Origin of the sequence: Pseudomonas sp. NY15463 (assembly GCF_048068415.1) — a bacterium.
GTDB classification, from domain to species: Bacteria; Pseudomonadota; Gammaproteobacteria; order Pseudomonadales; family Pseudomonadaceae; genus Aquipseudomonas; species Aquipseudomonas mosselii_C.
Genome location: NZ_JBLUQD010000002.1, coordinates 54,014 through 71,340 on the forward strand (window position 1 = coordinate 54,014; position 17,327 = coordinate 71,340).

19 protein-coding genes are annotated in these 17,327 nt (G+C 63.0%); 6 read left to right on the forward strand and 13 right to left on the reverse strand.

The window, feature by feature from the left end:
• The first annotated feature begins 10 nt into the window (after positions 1-10).
• Complete coding sequence (locus ACNFIC_RS04390; protein ID WP_416780082.1) at positions 11-460, forward strand: GNAT family N-acetyltransferase; 450 nt, start codon at positions 11-13, stop codon at positions 458-460.
• Here ACNFIC_RS04390 and def read toward each other — a convergent pair.
• The 3 genes from def to ACNFIC_RS04405 all read right to left on the reverse strand — a co-directional run bounded on the left by def (position 415) and on the right by ACNFIC_RS04405 (position 2,267).
• Positions 415-951 (reverse strand): peptide deformylase, encoded by a 537-nt coding sequence (gene def / locus ACNFIC_RS04395; RefSeq protein ID WP_416780084.1) that lies wholly within the window; start codon positions 949-951, stop codon positions 415-417. The two genes, ACNFIC_RS04390 and def, sit on opposite strands and share 46 nt — an antisense overlap.
• The gene (locus tag ACNFIC_RS04400) at positions 948-1,895 is read right to left on the reverse strand and encodes a YihY/virulence factor BrkB family protein (protein WP_416780086.1); all 948 of its coding nucleotides are present in this window, start codon (positions 1,893-1,895) and stop codon (positions 948-950) included. Before ACNFIC_RS04400 ends, def begins: the two co-directional genes overlap by 4 nt.
• A 192-nt stretch (positions 1,896-2,087) precedes the next feature.
• Complete coding sequence (locus ACNFIC_RS04405) at positions 2,088-2,267, reverse strand: CsbD family protein (protein ID WP_138218339.1); 180 nt, start codon at positions 2,265-2,267, stop codon at positions 2,088-2,090.
• A gap of 267 nt (positions 2,268-2,534) precedes the next feature.
• Here ACNFIC_RS04405 and ACNFIC_RS04410 point away from each other — a divergent pair, with 267 nt between their 5' ends.
• Entirely contained in the window at positions 2,535-2,915 is a 381-nt protein-coding gene (locus ACNFIC_RS04410; RefSeq protein WP_138218340.1) for a hypothetical protein, read from the forward strand.
• Here the strand turns inward: ACNFIC_RS04410 and ACNFIC_RS04415 are convergent, their stop codons facing one another.
• Positions 2,916-3,752 carry a S1 RNA-binding domain-containing protein gene (locus ACNFIC_RS04415; protein WP_138218341.1) on the reverse strand — a complete coding sequence of 279 codons (837 nt, stop codon included), beginning with the start codon at positions 3,750-3,752 and terminating at the stop codon, positions 2,916-2,918.
• Positions 3,753-3,883: 131 nt separating this feature from the next.
• Between ACNFIC_RS04415 and ACNFIC_RS04420 the strand changes: the two genes are divergently transcribed.
• Entirely contained in the window at positions 3,884-4,744 is an 861-nt protein-coding gene (locus ACNFIC_RS04420; RefSeq protein ID WP_416780089.1) for a DUF6279 family lipoprotein, read from the forward strand.
• Between the two features lie 72 nt (positions 4,745-4,816).
• Here the strand turns inward: ACNFIC_RS04420 and aceK are convergent, their stop codons facing one another.
• On the reverse strand, positions 4,817-6,532 hold the full coding sequence (aceK, locus tag ACNFIC_RS04425; RefSeq protein ID WP_416780091.1) for a bifunctional isocitrate dehydrogenase kinase/phosphatase: 1,716 nt from the start codon (positions 6,530-6,532) through the stop codon (positions 4,817-4,819).
• 152 nt (positions 6,533-6,684) lie between these two features.
• On the opposite strand from aceK, the gene ACNFIC_RS04430 reads away from it, so the two are divergent.
• The gene (locus tag ACNFIC_RS04430; RefSeq protein ID WP_138218344.1) at positions 6,685-7,560 is read left to right on the forward strand and encodes a DMT family transporter; all 876 of its coding nucleotides are present in this window, start codon (positions 6,685-6,687) and stop codon (positions 7,558-7,560) included.
• Between the two features lie 142 nt (positions 7,561-7,702).
• Here the strand turns inward: ACNFIC_RS04430 and ACNFIC_RS04435 are convergent, their stop codons facing one another.
• From ACNFIC_RS04435 to cysK, 3 genes are all read right to left on the reverse strand, one after another.
• Positions 7,703-8,584: a DMT family transporter gene (locus ACNFIC_RS04435; protein ID WP_416780093.1), complete on the reverse strand. Its 882-nt coding sequence runs from the start codon at positions 8,582-8,584 to the stop codon at positions 7,703-7,705.
• 391 nt (positions 8,585-8,975) lie between these two features.
• Complete coding sequence (locus ACNFIC_RS04440) at positions 8,976-9,911, reverse strand: aspartyl/asparaginyl beta-hydroxylase domain-containing protein (RefSeq protein WP_138218346.1); 936 nt, start codon at positions 9,909-9,911, stop codon at positions 8,976-8,978.
• 153 nt (positions 9,912-10,064) lie between these two features.
• Positions 10,065-11,039, reverse strand: a complete 975-nt coding sequence (gene cysK / locus ACNFIC_RS04445; RefSeq protein ID WP_138218347.1) for a cysteine synthase A — start codon at positions 11,037-11,039, stop codon at positions 10,065-10,067.
• A 303-nt stretch (positions 11,040-11,342) separates the two neighbouring features.
• Between cysK and ACNFIC_RS04450 the strand changes: the two genes are divergently transcribed.
• A complete protein-coding gene (locus ACNFIC_RS04450; protein ID WP_138218348.1) occupies positions 11,343-12,188 on the forward strand; it encodes an AAA family ATPase in 846 nt (281 codons plus the stop codon).
• Positions 12,189-12,201: 13 nt separating this feature from the next.
• Complete coding sequence (locus ACNFIC_RS04455) at positions 12,202-13,380, forward strand: vWA domain-containing protein (protein ID WP_138218349.1); 1,179 nt, start codon at positions 12,202-12,204, stop codon at positions 13,378-13,380.
• Between the two features lie 59 nt (positions 13,381-13,439).
• Here ACNFIC_RS04455 and ACNFIC_RS04460 read toward each other — a convergent pair whose 3' ends face one another.
• The 5 genes from ACNFIC_RS04460 to ACNFIC_RS04480 form a co-directional block, all read right to left on the reverse strand.
• On the reverse strand, positions 13,440-14,357 hold the full coding sequence (locus ACNFIC_RS04460; RefSeq protein WP_416780095.1) for a biotin-dependent carboxyltransferase family protein: 918 nt from the start codon (positions 14,355-14,357) through the stop codon (positions 13,440-13,442).
• On the reverse strand, positions 14,354-15,040 hold the full coding sequence (pxpB, locus tag ACNFIC_RS04465; protein WP_138218351.1) for a 5-oxoprolinase subunit PxpB: 687 nt from the start codon (positions 15,038-15,040) through the stop codon (positions 14,354-14,356). Before pxpB ends, ACNFIC_RS04460 begins: the two co-directional genes overlap by 4 nt.
• A complete protein-coding gene (locus ACNFIC_RS04470; RefSeq protein ID WP_138218352.1) occupies positions 15,037-15,816 on the reverse strand; it encodes a 5-oxoprolinase subunit PxpA in 780 nt (259 codons plus the stop codon). The genes pxpB and ACNFIC_RS04470 overlap by 4 nt, the downstream gene beginning before the upstream one ends.
• A 204-nt stretch (positions 15,817-16,020) precedes the next feature.
• Positions 16,021-16,542, reverse strand: coding sequence for a DUF2937 family protein (locus ACNFIC_RS04475; RefSeq protein WP_138218353.1), 522 nt, complete (start codon positions 16,540-16,542; stop codon positions 16,021-16,023).
• Positions 16,543-17,325 carry a class II glutamine amidotransferase gene (locus ACNFIC_RS04480; protein ID WP_138218354.1) on the reverse strand — a complete coding sequence of 261 codons (783 nt, stop codon included), beginning with the start codon at positions 17,323-17,325 and terminating at the stop codon, positions 16,543-16,545.
• Positions 17,326-17,327: the final 2 nt, after the last annotated feature.

Sequence of the window (17,327 nt, forward strand, 5' to 3'; positions counted from 1 at the left end):
AGGACTCGCCATGCCAACGCTGACCTGCGCCCCTCTTCCCGCACCGCAACGCCGCTTGCTGGCGCTCTTCTACCGTCAGCACGGCTCGCGCATGCGCGCCGCTGGCGAGGGTGTGCAATGGGTGGCACGGGAAGATGAAATCGTCGCTGGGCTGAACCTGGTGCCCGTGGCTGCCGGGCACTGGCTGACTGGCCTGTTCGTTGCGCCGCCGCATCGTGGCCGGCAGGTAGCCTCGCGCCTGCTGAAAGCGGCTTTGCAGGCCAATCCCGGGCCAGTCTGGCTGTTCTGCGACCCGCTGCTGACGCCGCTCTACGCACGCCTGGGGTTCAACGAAACCGAGCAACTGCCCCAGGCCCTGGCCTCGCGCCTGGCCCGTTATCAACGCAGCAAACCGCTGGTGGCATTGGTCGGCGGTCAGTCCTCGGGCACTTCAAGCCCAGGGAACAACACCTCGGTGTAGCCGAAGCGGCTGAAGTCCTGGATGCGCGAGGGGTACAGCCGGCCGATCAGGTGATCACACTCGTGCTGCACCACCCGTGCGTGAAAGCCATCGGCGAAGCGCGCGATGGGATTACCCGCTGGATCGATGCCGGTGTAGCTGATGTGCTTGTAACGCGGCACCACACCACGCAAGCCAGGCACCGACAAACACCCCTCCCATCCTTCCTCCATCTCGGTGGCCTGCGCAGTGATCACCGGGTTGAGCAGGATGGTACGCGGCACGGGCTCGGCATCCGGGTAGCGCTCGCTACGCTCGAAACCGAAGATCACCAGTTGCAGGTCGATACCGATCTGTGGCGCCGCCAGCCCAACCCCGCCGACATGCGCCATGGTTTCGAACATGTCGTCGATCAGTTGTTGCAGCTCGGGTGTACCGAGCATGGATTCCGGCACGGGCTTGGCGATGCGCAACAGGCGCTCGTCGCCCATCTTGAGCACGTCATGGATCATGGGCGGCTGGACTCATGGGGTTGGGCGGGGTGTTCATGACCGAGCACGGTGATGGTCTCAGTCGGCTGCTGGTCGTCGAAATCCTTCTCGCCGGGGTTCTTGCCCTCGGCCGACATGTGCTCGATCACCGCATTCATTTCGGCACCGAGCAACAGTACCGCAGCAGAGATGTAGAAATACAGCAGCAGCACGATGATCGCCCCGATACTGCCATACATGGCGTTGTAGTCGGCGAACGTCTTGACGTAGTAGGCAAAGCCCAACGAGGCGATGATCCACACCACCACCGCCAACACCGAGCCTGGTGTGATGAAGCGGAATTTCTGCTTCACATCGGGCATCACGTAGTAGATCAGCGCCACCGCCACCATCATCAGGATGATGATCGCGGGCCAGCGCAGCACGGTCCATACGGTGACCACTGCCTCCTGCAAGCCGACTTGAGCGGCGATCCACTCCATCACCTGGGGCCCGAGCACCATCAGTGCGGCGGCGGCCAGCAGCATACCGGCAATGCCAACGGTGTAGATGATCGACAGCGGAATGCGCTTCCATACCGGACGCCCCTCAGGTACGTCGTAGGCAGCGTTCATCGCGCTCATCATCAGGCGCACGCCGGCCGAGGCGGTCCATAGGGCAATCACGATACCCACCGACACCAATCCACCCTTGGACTGCTGTAATTGGTCGATCACCGGATTGACCTGCTCCAGGGCTTGCGGCGGCAGTACCAGTTCCGATTGCAGGCGCAGCCAGGAGAAGAAGTCCGGCAGGTGCAGAAAACCGATCAGGGCAATCAGGAACAACAAGAACGGGAACAACGAAAACAACATCTGATAGGCCAGCGCGGAGGCGTAGGTAGACATCTCGTCGTCTAGGAATTCCTTGACGGTACGCACCAGTACACGGTGCAAAGGCAGGCCGCGCAGGTCGGGGAAAATCATAGCGTCTCCTTTCGCCGCTTGATCATCGGTTGAGGCTGGCCGACTGAACGCGAAGGCCTTGTCGATACGGACAAGTCTAATAGACCACGTAGCGAGTGTGACGACTCCGTGCAGCGTCGAAAAAACCTCGCGAGGGACACCCGCCCCGCCGCTGGCATGGGTGCGAGGGGCCCCGCGAGGTGGCGCTGTGGGTCAAGGCTTCTTCACGGCATCCTTGACATCACCCTTGACCTGCTGCGCCTCGCCCTTCAGCTCCTGGGCCTTGCCTTCGGCGCGCAGCTTGTCGTTACCGGTCACCTTGCCCACACCCTGTTTGATGTTGCCGATCGCCTCGTTGGCCAGGCCTTTCGCTTTATCCTTGGTGCCACTCATGGGATGACTCCTTGCATTAAAGACACGGGAAATCGTGTCGACATGAGGTGGACCCACCGACATTGGCGAGAGTTTCATCCACGTTGCGACCCGCCAGCCTAACGGCAAACAGCGGGCGACTATCGCATCGAATCGGCAAGGCCGCGCAGCAGAAAACGCGGTGGATGACTGGCAAGCCCGTTTCAACAGCGGCATGCGGTGCTTGCCCCGCGATCAGGTCGGCCGCACAATGACAGGCCTTTCTGGCGTCAACCCGCAGGAACCTGCATGAAACTCGACAAACCCACCGCCATCGCCCGGCGCAACGAAGCACTGGCGCGACCGGTGCTCAGCCGCGACAACACCCTGTTCGCGATCCTCGACAGCAAGCGCAACCTGTGGTGGTTCGAAGTGCCGGTGGCACTGCTGCGCAAAGGCCAGCCCGACTGGGTCAACCTGCTGCTGCACACCCCGCAGACCGACGAACTGCAACACCTGAAGGTGCCGACCAACTTCCTGCGTGCTCACCAGGAGCAAATGGAAATCCGCCACCCCGGCAAGCGTCGCTCGACCATCAGTCTGGCGCTGAGCGCCGACCGCGACAGCCTGCTGCGCGACACCCGTCCAGGCGGCGAGCAGCTGGATTTCAGCACCTTCGTGCAGGCCTGATCAGGCCCGCTCGATCCGGTCGTCATGGATGACGATGCGGCCCTGCTTGAACAGCGCGCCAATCGCCTTCTTGAAGTTGCCCTTGCTGACATTGAACATCTGGCTGATTACCGCCGGATCGCTCTTGTCACACACCGGCAACACGCCCCCCGCAGCGTCCAGGCGCTGCATGATCTGCTCATTGAGACTGTCGGCCAGGGCCTGGCCCACCGGTTGCAGGCTCAAGGCGATTTTGCCGTCGTGGCGCACTTCCTTGATGAAACCCTTCTCGTGCATGCCCGAGCGCAGGAACTTGAACACCTCGTTCTTGTGGATCAGGCCCCAGTGGCGGTTGTTGATGATCGCCTTGAAGCCCATCGGCGTCTCGCCGGCCACCAGCAGCTCGACCGGCTGGCCGGGCGTGTAGTCCACCGGGGTACGGTCCAGGTAGCGGTCTAGCTTGGCGGTAGCGGTGATGCGCCGGGTGCGTTTGTCCAGGTAGGCGTGGACCACGCAGTAGTCGCCGATCTTCAACGGCCGCGACTCTTCCGAATACGGCATCAACAGGTCCTTGGACAGGCCCCAGTCGAGGAAGATACCCGCACCGTTGATGTCCTTGACCTTGAGGCTGGCGAACTCGCCGACCTGCATTTTCGGTTTCTCGGTGGTGGCGATCAGTTGGTCTTCGCTGTCCAGGTAGATGAACACGTTGAGCCAATCATCGAGTTCAAGCTCTGCATCCTTGGGGAAATAACGCCGTGGCAGCAGGATTTCGCCGTCGGCACCGCCGTCCAGGTACAGGCCGAATTCCACGTGTTTCACGATTTGCAAACTGTTGTAACGCCCAAGCAGAGCCATGTATGAAGATCCTCAAGACAAGGCGACTATTCTAACACCTGACCCGTCCGCCCGCCCGCGCGCACATCCGCCGGAACCGCCGCGCGCCCTTTGCATCTACCGCCTGGTCTGCTGTTGCAAGGATCTGCACCATGCCATTACGCCTGATAAAGCCCGTGTTGCTGTTGATTGCCCTGGCCCTGTCGCTCATGGCCTGCAGCCGCATCGACCTGGCCTACCGCAACCTCGACCGTCTGGTGCCCTGGTCACTGGGCGACTACCTGGACATGAACCGCGAACAGAAAAACCTGCTGGACCAACGGCTCAAGGAACACCTGGCCTGGCACTGCAAGACACAGCTGCCCGGTTACCTCGACTGGCTCGACGGTGTGCGCCAGATGGTGGCCGACGATGCGGTGACCGATGACGCCCTGCGTCAACGTACCGCGCAAATACGCCAGGCGATTGACCGAGTCGCCGCCGAGATCACCCCTTCGGCCACTGTGTTGCTGCGTGACATGAGCGACGACCAGGTGGCCGAGATGCGCCAGGCATTTCGCGACGATATCGCCAAGCGGCAGAAGGAATACGTCGATACGCCCCTGCCCCGACAGATCGAAGCGCGCGCCACACGCATGCAGAAGCGCCTGACGCCGTGGCTGGGCAAGCTCAATGCCGAACAGCGCCTGCGCGTCGAGCGTTGGTCCGAGGCCTTGGGCGACCAGAACCGCGCATGGATCGCCAACCGTGCCCACTGGCAGCAGCAACTGCTGCTGGTGATGGAGCAGCGCACCACGCCCAGCTTCGAGCCACGCCTGGCGCAATTGCTGCAACGCCGTGAAAGCCTGTGGACAGCGGAGTACCGCCAGGCCTTCCAGCACACCGAGCAGCAGGCACGCAGCCTGCTGGGGGATCTGATGAAACAGAGCAGCCCCGAGCAGCGGCAGTTCCTGCAACAGCGGCTGGACAAGGTGCGGGCGGATTTTAGTGAGCTTAAGTGCCTGAAAGGCTGAACCGCTCGACGAGCACACGCGGCTAAAGCCCGGTAGATTGCACGCCCTGTGCCAGCGCAGACGGGCGTCTAATCAGCGTGCCTTGCGCCGGTATGGAAACACGTCGATCACCTTGCCTTGCAGGATTGCCGCCTGCACACCCTGCCAGTATCCGGCGTCATACAACTCGCCATGCAGCCGGCTGAACAGGCGCCGCTGCGTGATATCAGCGAACAGAAACGGCGGAAATTCCTCAGGGAACACATCATGCGGCCCAATCGAATACCACGGCTCGCCGGACAGCTCGTCCTCCGGGTAACGCGGCGGTGGAATCCGACGGAAGTTCACCTCGGTCAGCAAGCAGATCTCGTCATAGTCGTAGAACACCACTCGGCCGTGGCGGGTGACGCCAAAATTCTTGAGCAGCATGTCGCCTGGGAAGATGTTCGCCGCCGCTAGCTGCTTGATTGCCAGGCCGTAGTCTTCCAGCACTTCAAGCACCTGCGCTGGGCTGGCCTGTTCCAGGTACAGGTTGAGCGGGGTCATGCGCCGTTCGGTCCAGCAATGGCGGATCAGCACCGTGTCGCCTTCACATACCACCGTGGACGGCGCCAGCTCCAGCAACTCGGCCAGGCAGTCGGGCTCAAACTTGGCCACTGGGAAGCGAAAATCGGCGAACTCCTGGGTATCGGCCATCCTCCCGACGCGATCGACACTCTTCACCAGGCGGTATTTATCGATCACCGTGGCACGATCCACGGTTTTCGAGGGCGAGAAACGGTCCTTGATGATCTTGAACACGGTGTTGAAGCCCGGCAGCGTGAACACGCTCATGACCATGCCGCGCACCCCCGGAGCCATGATGAAACGGTCGTCGCTGTTGGCCAGGTGATTGATCAATGCGCGGTAGAACTCCGACTTGCCGTGCTTGTAGAAGCCGATCGAGGTGTACAGCTCGGCAATGTGCTTGCCTGGCAGGATGCGCTTGAGGAAATTAACAAACTCGGCTGGCACCGACACATCGACCATGAAGTAGGAACGGGTGAACGAGAAGATGATCGACACCTGCGCTTCGTCGGTGATCAGCGCATCGGCCTCGAGCCCCTGGCCCTCGCGGTGCAACAGCGGGATCACCAGCGGCCACTGTTCGTCGCGGTTGTGCAAGCGGCCCACCAGGTACGCCCCCTTGTTGCGGTAAAGCACCGGGGTGAACAGCTCCAGCACCAGCGAGGGATCCTTGCTGACCCAATCGGGCAGGCACTCGCGCAACTGCTCTTGCAGCCGCTCCAGGTCGCCTTCCAGGTTGGCGAACGGCACCTCGAATGCGTAATCGGCAAAGACCGTGCGCAGCAGCCCTTTGAGACCGCCATCGGGGCGGTAGGTACGGATCTGCGCGGCGCGCTCGTGACTGCGCATCGATGGCCGGGTGGTGTGGATGAACATGCAGCCATCGCTGATCTGATCATGGCTGAACAGGCTGCAGAACAGCGAGTTGTACCACGTCTCGGACAACTCATCGTCCAGACGCGGGTCGATCAGGCGGATGTACGCGCTCTTGACCAGCGGCCACTGCTCCACCTCCAGCAGCAATTGCGCCGCGAAGCGCTTGCGCAGCCAGCCGTTGACCTCGGCGACTTTCTCTTCGTACAGGTTGATGCGCGCGGCCGCCGCGTGCTGGATGTCCTGCCAGCGCGCCTGCTCGAAGCGCTCGCGGGCGCCGAGGGTAATGCGCCGGAAGTGCTCGCGGTAGTCGTCGAACCCCTCGAGGATCGTCCGGGCGATGTCGGTGGCGGGCCAGGGTTGGGACATGACAGGGCCTCGGTAAGGGTGGAGTGAAAGAGCTTAGCCGCCTGCATCTGTTTCGCCGCCCGAATCGCCCCGACAGTGCCGCAAGAAAGCACAAGAATCTGCGCCCCTGCCTGGCGTACACTCGCGCCCCTGCCCTATCGCCGGAGACCCCCGTGAGTCCCATCGCCCTTGCCCGCCTGCTGACCCTTGCCGCTGTCTGGGGGGCGAGCTTTCTGTTCATGCGTATCATCGCCCCGGAGCTTGGCAGCGTACCGACGGCGTTCTTGCGGGTGTCGATCGCCTGCCTGGGGCTGATTGCGATCCTGGGTACAGCCAAGGTGCGCTGGGACTTCCAAGGCAAGCTCGGCGCCTGCCTGGTGCTGGGCATGATCAACTCAGGGATCCCGGCGACCTTCTACTCGGTAGCCGCCCAGGTACTGCCGGCTGGCTATTCGGCGATCTTCAACGCCACCACGCCGTTGATGGGCGTGCTGATCGGCGCACTGTGCTTCCGCGAAGCCATGACCCTGCCCAAGCTGTGCGGCATTTTCCTCGGTTTGTTCGGCGTTGGCATACTCAGCGGCGCCGGGCCTGTGGCGCTGGACCTAGCCCTGCTGCAAGGCGCCCTGGCTTGCCTCGCGGCAACCACCTGCTACGGCTTTGCCGGTTTTCTCGCGCGCCGCTGGATCAGCGGCCTGGACAGCCGCCTGTCGGCCCTGGGCAGCATGCTCGGCGCGACCTTGATGCTGACGCCGTTGTTCGCCTGGAGCGCACTGACCCAGCCACCTGCCAGCTGGGGCGGCTGGCAGGTGTGGCTGTCGCTGCTGGGTTTGGGGCTGCTGTGTACGGCGTTCGCCTACATCCTGTACTTCCGCCTGCTGGCCGAGATCGGGCCGGTCAAGGCCAGTACGGTGACCTTCCTGATCCCGGTGTTCGGGGTGTTGTGGGGGGCGTGGTTGCTGGATGAACCGCTGTCGATGGCGCATCTGTATGGCGGTGTGCTGATTGGCGCAGCGCTGTGGCTGGTGCTCAAACCTGCCAGGCAATGACAACAACGGCGCGGACCGTGTAGGAGCGGCCTTGCGCCGCGAACGGGCCGCAAAGCGGCCCCCGACGATCTATGCAGGATGCCAAGATCCTGGGGCTACTGCGCAGCCCTTTCCTGCCTGTCCGGCGCCCCGGCAAGACCGCTCAGGCCTCGGCGGCACGCAGCGCCGGCTTGCGGAACACGAACAACAACCCCACTACGATCAAGCCCATACCCAGCAAGCTCAGCGGCGCTAGGCGGTTACCGAAGATCATGAAGTCCATCACCGCAGTCACCGCTGGTACCAGGTAGAACAGGCTGGTGACATTCACCAGGTTGCCCCGCGCGATCAGCCGGTACAGCAGCAGGTTCGCCAGCAGCGACACCACCAGCCCCATCCACAGTAACGCTCCGAAGAAGCCAGCGCTCCACTGCACGTGCAGCGGTTGCATCGGCGCGAACAGCGCACACAGGGCAAACCCGGCGAGGTATTGCAGAGGCAGCGTGCCCATGGGGTTGTCGGTAATGCGTTTTTGCAAGATCGAGCCACCGGTCATGCTGGCCAGCGCCAGCAGGGCGAACAGCATGCCGGCCAGCGACACACCGCCCAGGTTGATGCCCTGATAGACCACCATCACCAGACCGCCCAGCCCGAGAGCCAGTCCGGACAGCCGGCTCCAGTAACGCTGGCGTTCCATCAGCACTACCGTGAGGATCGGTTGCACCCCCATGACCGTGGCCATGATGCCAGGGGTCACGTGGGTGTTCAGCGCCAGCAGGTAGAAGATCTGGTAGGCGCCAAGCAGCACGCAACCGGTGCCCAGCGCGCGCAGAATCGCGCCGCGTCCACGCGGCCAGCGCAGCCCCAGCAACGGGCCGATCAGCAGCAGGCCGGTGAGCGCCAGTGCCGAGCGCAGCAGAAGGAACGCGAACGGGCTGGCCTGCGCCAGGCCAAGCTTGGAGACGATCGCCCCGCTGCTCCACAGCAGGACGAACAGGCTGGTAGTGGCCGCCGAGGCCACGGATGCTTTGTTGAAGACAGACATGTATGCCACCTGTATGGGCAAGAAAAGCCGCACGGCGCAGCTATCGCGTTAGCGAAGGGATAGCCGACCGTATTTCAGTAGGTTGCAGGTGCGCAGGGACTCAGCCCAGCACGACCACGCAAAGAGACGGAGCTACGCCGCCTACGACGCCACTGACAGGTGGGGGGTATTGACCATTGAACGCGGCCTGCTGGCTGCCATGCACGCGCATGCCCGCGACGAACGCGGAGGCAAAAGCGGTACTGGAAGGGATGGCTGGCATGGACACGGTTCTTCGGGAAGAATTGAGAGCTTCGGACTATAACGGCGAATCGAGGGCTGAACAAGCTCTGAAAGGTCAGCTGCCTGTCAGGGCTTGCCCGCGAAGAGGCCCTGACAGGCTAAAACTGATTCAGAACAACCAGCGATACAACGCGTAAGCCACCAGCACCGCCAGCACCGGCCGCAACACGCGGTAGGCCTTGGGGTTAGCACGCTTGAAGGTCTTCACCCGCGAGCTGATCACATTGCTGAAGCGCTTGCTCCAGGCATACGCCTGGTTGATCCCACCCACGCGCTCGTCGTCGGTGTTCTGCGGCGCGGTGGCACGCCCGAGGAAGGCGCTGACCTTGCGGTTGATGCGGGTCATCAGCGGGCTGTTGAGCGGACGCTCGACGTCGCAGAACAGGATCACCCGGGTGACGTCGGTTTCGTTCTTGACCCAGTGCACGAAGGTTTCGTCGAACATCACGTCCTCACCGTCACGCCAGGCGTAGGGCTGGCCGTCGACGTAGATGCGGCAGGCGTCGGAGTTCGGCGTGGCCAGGCCCAGGTGGTAACGCAGGGAGCCGGCGAACGGATCGCGGTGCGGGTTCAGGTGGCTGCCGCCAGGCAGCAGGGCGAACATCGCACCCTTGACGTTGGGGATACCGCTGAGCAGCTCCACGGTCTTGGGGCACAGGGCTTCGGCCGAGGGCAACGGCTTGTCGTACCACTTGAGGTAGAAGCGTTTCCAGCCTTTCTTGAAGAACGAGCCGAAACCGGCGTCGTTGTCTTTTTCGGCGGCGCGAATGTAGCCCTCGTCGAACAAGCGCATGGCTTCTTCACGGATGGTTTGCCAGTTGTGCTTGAGCACGTCCAGCTCGGGGAAGCGCTCGCGGTCCAGGTAAGGCTTGGACGGCACGCCGGAGAACAGGTACATCAGGGCGTTGTAGGGGGCGAACAGCGCCGAATGGTTGACGAACTGGCGCAGCACCGGCAGGCGCGCCTTGCCGCGCAGGTGAACGAACAGCACGCTGGAGATGAACACCAGCAGGACACCCGCCTTGGCGACGAAGGAAAAGGTCATGCAACACTCCTTGGAGGGGAAATCAGGCCATCCCCAGATAGCCGGACATGATAACCCCCTCCGGGGGCGCTGCAAGCTTCTAGCTGCAAGCGGCAAGCTGATCTACGTCAATGCAGGCTATGATCTTGCGGCTTGAAGCTTGCAACTTGCCGCTTACTGCTGGTTTTCCTGCTCGCTGAACAGGTCGCTGAACAGCATGCTCGACAGGTAGCGTTCGCCGGAGTCCGGCAGAATCACCACCAGGGTCTTGCCCTGCATTTCCGGCTTCTCGGCCAGTCGCACCGCAGCCGCCATCGCCGCGCCACAGGAGATACCGCAGAGTATGCCCTCCTCCTGCATCAGGCGGATGGCCATGGCCTTGGCTTCATCGTCGGTCACTGTCTCGACCTGGTCGACGATCGACAGGTCGAGGTTCTTCGGCACGAAGCCTGCGCCGATGCCCTGGATCTTGTGCGGGCTGGGCTTGAGTTCCTCGCCGGCCAGGGTCTGGCTGATCAGTGGCGAACTCGTCGGCTCCACCGCCACCGAGAGGATCGACTTGCCCTGGGTGTGCTTGATGTAGCGCGACACCCCGGTGATGGTGCCGCCAGTGCCCACGCCAGCGACCAGTACGTCCACCGCGCCGTCGGTGTCGTTCCAGATTTCCGGGCCGGTGGTCTTTTCGTGAATCGCCGGGTTGGCCGGGTTCTCGAACTGGCCGGGCAGGAAGTACAAGGCAGGGTCGGATGCGACGATCTCGTTGGCTTTCTCGATGGCCCCCTTCATGCCCTTGGCCGGATCGGTCAAAACCAGTTCCGCGCCCAGGGCCTTGAGCACCTTGCGCCGTTCCAGGCTCATCGAGGCCGGCATGGTCAGCATCAGCTTGTAGCCACGCGCCGCAGCGACGAAGGCCAGGCCAATGCCGGTGTTGCCCGAAGTAGGCTCGACGATGGTCATGCCCGGCTTGAGCTTGCCGCTGCCTTCGGCGTCCCAGACCATGTTCGCGCCGATCCGGCATTTCACCGAATAGCCCGGGTTGCGCCCTTCGATCTTGGCCAGAATGGTCACCCCGCGCGGGGCGATACGGTTGATCTGCACCAATGGCGTGTTGCCGATGGAGTGGGCGTTGTCTGCGTAGATACGGCTCATGGCAGGGTCCTTGAAAAGTCGGATGATGCTGCTTAAAAGCGCAGGGTAAGCCCATGGCCTAGGTGCGTAAAGCCCGTTCGAACTCGACCGGGCCGGCGACGGTCAAGCGCTCACCTCACGCTGAAGAGCCGCTGATGAAAGCCCGATACCGCAAAGCCAAGTGAGCGGCGAGGGCCGAGTGACGCACCATTCAGGGACTGAATACCCGGTCTGCGTTTTCAGCGCGCAGGGCCGGGGTTATAGTCGCTGAATACTCGTAAACCTTCCTGGCCCCGCAATGAGGCCTTCCAGAGGACCCGCTTCATGAAGTTCGAAGGCACCCGCGACTACGTCGCCACAGACGACCTGAAACTGGCGGTCAACGCGGCCATCACCCTGGAGCGCCCGCTGCTGGTCAAGGGTGAACCGGGCACCGGCAAGACCATGCTTGCCGAGCAACTGGCCGCCTCCTTCGGCGCACGCCTGATTACCTGGCATATCAAGTCCACCACCAAAGCCCACCAGGGCCTTTACGAGTACGACGCGGTCAGCCGCCTGCGCGACTCGCAACTGGGTGTGGACAAGGTCCATGACGTGCGCAACTACCTGAAAAAAGGCAAGTTGTGGGAAGCCTTCGAGGCCGACGAGCGGGTCATTCTGCTAATCGACGAAATCGACAAGGCCGACATCGAGTTCCCCAACGACCTGTTGCAAGAACTCGACAAGATGGAGTTCTACGTCTATGAAATCGACGAGACCATCAAGGCCAAGCAGCGCCCGATCATCATCATCACCTCCAACAACGAAAAGGAGCTGCCCGACGCCTTCCTGCGCCGCTGCTTCTTCCACTACATCGCCTTCCCCGACCGCGACACCCTGCAGCGCATCGTCGACGTACACTACCCGAACATCAGCCAGTCGCTGGTTAGCGAGGCGCTGGACGTGTTCTTCGACGTGCGCAAGGTGCCGGGCCTGAAGAAAAAACCCTCCACCTCCGAGCTGGTCGACTGGCTCAAGCTGCTGATGGCCGACCACATCGGTGAAGCGGTGCTGCGCGAGCGCGATCCGACCAAGGCCATCCCGCCGCTGGCCGGCGCCCTGGTCAAGAACGAGCAAGATGTGCAACTGCTCGAGCGCCTGGCCTTCATGAGCCGGCGCGGCAACCGCTGACAGGAGCCGGGCCATGCTGCTCAACCTGTTCAATGAAATGCGTGCAGCCAAGGTGCCGGTATCGGTGCGCGAGCTGCTTGATTTGCATCATGCCCTGGAAAAGCGCGTGGTGTTCGCCGACATGGACGAGTTCTACTACCTCGCCCGCGCCATCCTGGTCAAAGACGAGCGCCACTTCGACAAGTTCGACCGAGCCTTCGCCGCCTACTTCAAGGGTTTGGAAAACCTCGACCGGCATATCGAGGCACTGATCCCGGAAGACTGGCTGCGCAAGGAGTTCGAACGTTCGCTCAGCGACGAGGAGCGCGCGCAGATCCAGTCACTGGGCGGCCTGGACAAGCTGATCGAGGCGTTCAAGCAACGCCTGGAAGAACAGAAGGAACGCCATGCCGGCGGCAACAAGTGGATCGGCACCGGCGGCACCAGCCCGTTCGGCTCTGGGGGCTTTAACCCTGAGGGCATCCGCGTCGGCGAGGCCGGCAAACGCCAGGGCAAGGCGGTCAAGGTATGGGACCAGCGCGAGTATAAGAACCTCGACGATCAGGTCGAACTGGGCACGCGCAACATCAAGCTGGCCCTGCGCCGCCTGCGCAAGTTCGCCCGCGAGGGCGCCGCCGAGGAGTTGGACATCGACGGCACGATCGACCACACCGCGCGTGACGCGGGCCTGTTGAACATCCAGATGCGCCCCGAGCGACGCAACACGGTGAAGCTGCTGTTGCTGTTCGACATCGGTGGTTCGATGGATGCCCACGTGAAGGTGTGCGAAGAGCTGTTCTCGGCCTGCAAGACCGAGTTCAAGCACCTGGAGTACTACTACTTCCACAACTTCATCTATGAGTCAGTGTGGAAGAACAACCTGCGGCGCACCTCTGAACGCTTCGCGACCTTCGACCTGCTGCACAAGTACGGCGACGACTACAAGGTCGTGTTCGTTGGTGACGCGGCCATGGCGCCGTATGAAATCACCCAGCCCGGTGGCAGCGTCGAGCATTGGAACGAAGAGGCAGGCTACGTGTGGATGCAGCGCTTCATGGAGAAATTCAAGCGCATCATCTGGATCAACCCCTACCCCAGGCAAACCTGGGACTACACCGCCTCGACCCATCTGGTACGCGATTTGATCGAGGACAAGATGTTCCCGCTGACCTTGCAAGGGTTGGAAGACGGCATGCGCTACCTGTCCAAGTGACGCAGCCTGTGCTGGCCCATTCTGTGGGAGCGGGTTTACCCGCGAATAGGCCAGCCACCTTACGACCAACGTTCCAGATAAGCCTGCTGCTCGCGCCACGCCTCGTCCTGTACCACCGCCCTGAACCGCATCACCGCACCTGGCATGCACTGCGCCAACTGCGCCAACGCCAACGGCGTCAACGCCCCCAATCGCGGATACCCGCCAATAGTCTGCCGGTCATTGAGCAGCACGATCGGCTGCCCATCCGGCGGCACCTGCACGGCCCCCAGCGGGATGCCTTCGGAGATCATCGGTGCGCCCTGGTACACCAGTTGCGGGCCCAGTAGACGAATGCCCATGCGATCGGCGCGACTGTCCAGTGTCCAGTCACGATTGAACGCCTCGAACAGGCTGGTCCCGCTGAAGTCACCGATCTGTGCGCCCATCACCAAGTCGAGTACCGGCTTGGCCACATGGCACGGGCACAGGGCCGCCGGTACTTCGCGCAAGGCCGGCGAATCACCGGCAAAGGAAAGCACCTGCCCCTTAGCTAACGCTGCCCCTCGCCCATCGATCCCGCCCAGTTCCTCGCGCACGACCGTGGCACAGCTGCCCAACACAGCGTCACCAAGAAACCCGCCCGGGGCGGCCAGATACGCCCGTACACCCTGCTTCGGCTGTTTCAGGATCAAGCGCTGCCCTTTAGCCAAACGCACGCTACGCCATGGCAGCACTGGCTGATCATCCACCCGTGCATCCAGGTCTGCCCCGGCCAGCGCCAGCACGCAATCCTGCTCGGCCACCAGCGCAAAACCACCCAGCGCCACCTCTACCAGCGGCGCCCCCAGTGGGTTGCCCAGCAACCAGTTGGCCCAATACATCGCCACCCAATCCAGCGCGCCGCCCTGTGTCACGCCCAGATGACGCACACCAACGCGCCCGGCATCCTGCAACTGGCACAAGGCGGTACTGGCCTCGATCCTCAAGCGCTTCACCCTTGCGCCTCCACATCGCCGCCCAAGGCCAGAAATTCCTCCCGCGATACCGCCACGAAACGCACCCGGTCCCCTGGCTGTAGCAGGCTGTAGCCTTCACGTTCGCGGTCGAACAGGCGTACCGGGGTGCGCCCGATCAGGTTCCAGCCTCCCGGCGACACTGCCGGATAAGCCGCCGTCTGGCGTTCGGCGATACCGACGCTGCCAGCCGCCACACGCTTGCGCGGGGTGTTCAGGCGCGGGCTGGCCAGGCGTTCGTCGACCAGCCCCATGAAGCCGAAACCGGGTGCGAAACCCAGGGCGAACACCGGGTATTCACGTTCACAGTGCAAGCGGATCACCTCGGCTTCACTCAGCCCGCTGCGCGCTGCCAGCACGGGCAGTTCCGGGCCGACGCTGGCGTGGTACCACACCGGGATATCATGACGCCGACCTGCACTGCCGGTGTCTGGCTGCAACCCGTCCAGTGCCTGGGTGATCAGCGCCCGCGCCTGAGCCGGTGGCAGATCGAACTGCACCATCAGCGTGGTATAGGACGGCACCAGGTCGAGCAAGTGCGCGCCGAACGCCGCGCTAAGGCGCTGACTGGCGGCAAGGATCCACGGCATGTTGGCTTCGTCGATACGGTCGAACAAGCGCACCATCAGGCTGTCGATGGCCACGACTTCGATACGCAGCTTCATCGCGCCTCCAGCGCATCGAGGGCCTGGCGAATCTGGCGCACGGCGGCCACGGAGCTGTCGTTGTCGCCGTGCACACAGAGGGTTGCGGCGTTCAGCAGCAGTGCACTGCCATCATCGGCCACCAGCGCTTGGCCACGGGCCAGGCGCACGGCCTGTTCGACCACTCGCGCCGGGTCGTGGTGCACGGCCCCTGGCAGACGCCGCGAGACCAAGTGGCCACTGGCGGTGTAGGCGCGGTCGGCGAACGCTTCGAACCACAGCGGCACGCCGATCTCGTCACCCAATGCCTGGGCGGCGCTATCGTCGGCGGTGGCCATCAGCATCAGCGGCAGATCGCTGCCATAGGCCGCCACGGCTTCGAGCACCGCACGCAGCTTGAGCGGATCGGCCATCATGTCGTTGTACAGCGCGCCATGCGGCTTGATGTAGCTCACCTTGGCGCCAAGTACCTTGCAGATGCCGTCCAGGGCGCCGATCTGGTAGTGCAGCAGGTCGCGGATCTCCTCGACGCTGCAAGCCATGGAGCGGCGACCAAAGCCAACCAGATCCGGGTAGGCCGGGTGCGCGCCGATGCTCACCCCATGCTCAAGCGCCAGTGCCACGGTGCTGCGCATGCTGCCAGGGTCGCCGGCGTGGTAGCCGCAGGCGATGTTGGCGCAGTCGATGTACGGCATCACCTCGGCATCCAGGCCCATGCGCCAGTTGCCGAAACTTTCACCCATGTCGCAATTGAGCAGCAGGCGATTCACTTGGCGGCCTCCCATGTGCATGTTCATATGGCCTACATTAACGCGCCTGCAACTGTTTGCCGCGTGTTTGTGGAAAGCTATCAACAGTTGGGGCCGCTGCGCGACCCTTTCGCGGCGCGAGGCCGCTCCTACACGACCGTGTGATCCTCATGAATACCGGCTGTAGGATCGGCCTTGCGTCGCGAAAGGGTCGCGTAGCGGCCCCATTGGCTTAGCTGACTGGCATTGCCCTCAGCGCCAGCTTTCCTTGACCGCCTTGCGCCGTCCACCCAAGATCACCCAGCCGATCACCAGCAACAGGCTCTCGACCACGAACGCCAGCACGAACCCGGCGCCGATGCCCCAGCCGATCGCCTCGGGCACCAGCAGAACCTGGTAGCTGTAGCCCTTGAGCGTCTCTTCACGCAGCGCCGGCTCTGGCTGCACCAGCACATGCCAAGTACGGCTCAGCCACGAACCTTGCAGCGCCTGCCATTCGCGCTCGAGCAACTGGTTGCGGATCAGCAGACTCTCGATGCTGTTGGCATCGCTGTTGAACACAGGGTCATCGCTGCTGCGGTAATGCCGCACCAGAGCCTCGAGATCGCCGTTGAAAAAGCGCTGGGCAGTCTGGCGGAAGCCATCCAAGGCCTGGCGCGATTCGAGCACATGCGCCTCGACCCGCTGGCTATAGTCCTTGACCAGCCCGGGCACCTGGACACCGGCCAGCAGACCAAAGGTGAACAACAGCAACCGCAAGTAACTTCTGAACATTCAGCGTCCTTGGCTTTGTCCGTGGGCGGTGCACTCGCCGTGCCGCCACAGGGCCCATTCGCCCGGCGCGTAGCGCTGCCAGGTTTCGTTCTCGGTCAAGGCCTCGGTAGCGATCACCGTGACCACGTCGTTGGGGGTGGTTTGCGTGTGGAAGTCGACGATCAGGTCGACGTCCTTCAGCCGCGCGGCGCCGAACGGGGCGCGACGGGTGATGTGTACAAGCTTGGTGGAGCAGAAGCAGAACAGCCAGTCACCGTCGCTGAGCAGGCAGTTGAACACGCCCTGGCCACGGTACTCGTTACACGCCTCGACCAGCACGGGCAGCAGTTGCTCGATCGCAACCGGCTCCGGGAAAGCTTCGCGCACGCGGTTGAGCAGGTCGCAGAAGGCCGCTTCGCTGTCGGTGTCACCAACGGGCCGGTAAAAGGTACGCAAGCCGCTGAAATCGCCGAGCTGGCCGTTGTGCGCAAAGCACCAGTTGCGCCCCCACAGCTCGCGCACGAACGGGTGGGTATTGGACAGACAGACCTTGCCGACGTTGGCCTGGCGAATATGGCCAATGACCACTTCGCTCTTGATCGGATAGCGTTGCACCAGGTTGGCCACCTCCGACTCGCTGCTCGCCGCCGGGTCCTGGAACAGGCGCAGGCCGCGCCCCTCGTAGAAACCAATGCCCCAGCCGTCGCGGTGCGGGCCGGTGCGCCCGCCGCGCTGCATCAGGCCGGTGAAGCTGAAGACGATGTCGGTGGGGACGTTGGCGCTCATGCCCAGCAATTCGCACATGT